The sequence below is a fragment of the Candidatus Rhabdochlamydia sp. W815 genome, from assembly GCF_018642185.1.
In the GTDB taxonomy this organism is placed as follows: Bacteria; Chlamydiota; Chlamydiia; order Chlamydiales; family Rhabdochlamydiaceae; genus Rhabdochlamydia; species Rhabdochlamydia oedothoracis.
In genome coordinates this window covers 1-2,265 of sequence record NZ_JAAVTY010000162.1, presented here as the reverse complement: position 1 = coordinate 2,265, position 2,265 = coordinate 1, and the positions used below count along the sequence as shown (strand labels likewise).

Below are 2,265 nucleotides of genomic sequence, written 5' to 3'. Positions count from 1 at the left end.
TAACCGTAGAGGGACAGAGTACTGTGGGAGTCGGGAATACCATGAATATGAGCTCTATCTTACAATAGAGGATATTGAACATACTCGAACAAAGGCAAGGCATCCTCAAACCAACGGAATCTGTGAGAAGTTTCCTCAGACGATTCAAAATGAATTTTCTGCATCAGCATTTAGGCAAAAAGTGTATCATAGTCTAGAAGAACTGCAAATGGATGTGGATAAAAAGCATCTAGCACAAATGAAAATGCTAGACACATTACACCAAATTGACACTGTCAATGAAGTGCTGTCTGTCAACTCAAGTTCTGTCTAGGACAAGATTCCAAGATGTTGAATTTTAAAACTGCAAGCTCCTCGGTGTTGACTTTTCCAAATGCGATAAAATGTTTTTATCCATAAAATTCAAAAATTGTTTAATCGACACTTCAAATTTTTCAGATCTTGATTTAAAAAATGCGCTTTTTCTGGAATGTGTTATTAGAGATACCCATTTTCATGCTTTTGAAATATCATGTAGTTGGCAGGATGCTTAAAAAAATTGCTTTCTATAGGTACTTGTTGTGTTTGACCGTCATTGCAGTAGAACCAATTGTTTTCTTTCCAAACTACAGAAGTCCAGTGAACCTGGTGATGATTTTGTGAAAACCCGACCAATTTGTACTCGCAATTTTCTGAAGGCTCTTTGAATAAAGGAGCAAAATTAATAACATGATCCTGCTCGGGGTTTACAACGTGATTATTTACCTCGACAACTAATATTTCAGGTACAGGGCCAACAATTTTCTGCATTTCTTTAAAACGAAAAAATAATATCTCGCTTTGAGAATGAGAATCTTCTACTCGCCATTCACCCTCTTGGTCGAGAGCTGCTTGATATCCATTCACGATTTCTTGAAGCGAATCACCAGGCAACTGTAAATAAAAAACTCCCTGGGGAGTTGTTTCTTCTGTTTTTCTAGCCTCTATGGACGTTCCATCATTCATTACAGGCGTTCTTGTTATTTCTAACTGGAAACCCTTACCTAAAATATGAAGGATCAATTCAAAAAATTGCCCTGCATCTTGAAACCCTCTTTCTTGGTCTTGGTCTCTGCTGTTAGTGAATCCACCTTGTGATAGTCCTGCTTCGAAAATTTCTTTGCGTAAATTTCCAACCTTATGACCCAGATTTGCTGCATTATCTTTATTTGTCCAGCTTTCAAAAAAATCTTTAAAAGAAGCGAGAATGTTTTTACGCGCTTCAAAACTGTCTTCTGGTTCGGGGGCTACACTATTTGGAATTAATTGTTTAAAATTTCCTATAGCCAGAAGAGGTTGAAGGGCAGAATTCATATAGCAGGTATTACCTACATTTTCCAAACCCCTAGGGGTTTTATTTTGTATTTTCTCCTGAAGAGCACTTAAGGATTCTGTTGTCTGATCAATCAATTCAGAAATAAAGTTTTTTAAGTTCTCTTTTTTTTCTTGATATTCTGTATGCTCACTTTCTGTTTCAGCTAATAAAGCATGAAAAGATCCTTTGATTGTCTGAAATTCTGCTATCAAAAATGATAGCCCTTGGGTGCTATTCCATTTCTCGTCATCGATAGCCTTGTTATAAGAAAAAAGAAAGTGACGCCAGAAGCTTACTTTCTTTACAAGAGAATAATTTTTTTGTCTAACTATGGATTCATATTTATCTTTCGATACAATATGAAATTTATGGGTAAGCCTAAAGGAGGCCTTTGCTACAAGCATTAGCAAAGGGATGATCACAATCATGTAAGAGATAACTTTGATAGCACCAAGAATAACTTGTTTAACTTTGCCTTGGTCTTGATCTTTTATAATTCTTACAGCCTGGCTACCATTTAAAATTTCTCTAGGGATAACAACTACAGATCTGCCGCTGAGATAAAAATAATTATCAACCCCTTCCTGAATATATTGCTTAATTGTTTTTGGTTCTTCGAAGCGAACGGGTGTAAAAAAATCTGGCCTGATGGCTGTCATGCTAAATTTCCCTAACTTTATTTTCATTAAAAGAAGATGAAAGAATCTCTATTGTGATTTTTAACAATCAAACACAAAAAGAGACCTTGCCTAAAGGCTACCATCACCTAACCTATGACCAAGAGATATCAGATTTATATTTTACAAGCTAGAGGAGATACATCTAGCTTAATAGTAACCATTCTAAAAGTTCATCATAGCACTATTAGTAGGGAACTTAAGAGAAATAAAGGGCAACGAGGATACCGTCATCAGCAAGCTCAAGAAAAAGCA

General features: G+C 35.9%; 2 protein-coding genes and 1 pseudogene. 2 read left to right on the top strand and 1 reads right to left on the bottom strand.

Annotated features, from left to right (window positions below):
• Positions 1-223 (top strand): annotated as a pseudogene (locus RHOW815_RS07880) (IS481 family transposase); the annotation flags it as partial.
• A gap of 254 nt (positions 224-477) precedes the next feature.
• Here RHOW815_RS07880 and RHOW815_RS07875 read toward each other — a convergent pair.
• Entirely contained in the window at positions 478-1,992 is a 1,515-nt protein-coding gene (locus RHOW815_RS07875) for a ubiquitin carboxyl-terminal hydrolase family protein (protein ID WP_215217750.1), read from the bottom strand.
• Positions 1,993-2,106: 114 nt separating this feature from the next.
• Here RHOW815_RS07875 and RHOW815_RS09205 point away from each other — a divergent pair.
• On the top strand, positions 2,107-2,265 hold a 159-nt coding region (locus tag RHOW815_RS09205), incomplete at its 3' end, for a helix-turn-helix domain-containing protein (RefSeq protein ID WP_215217751.1).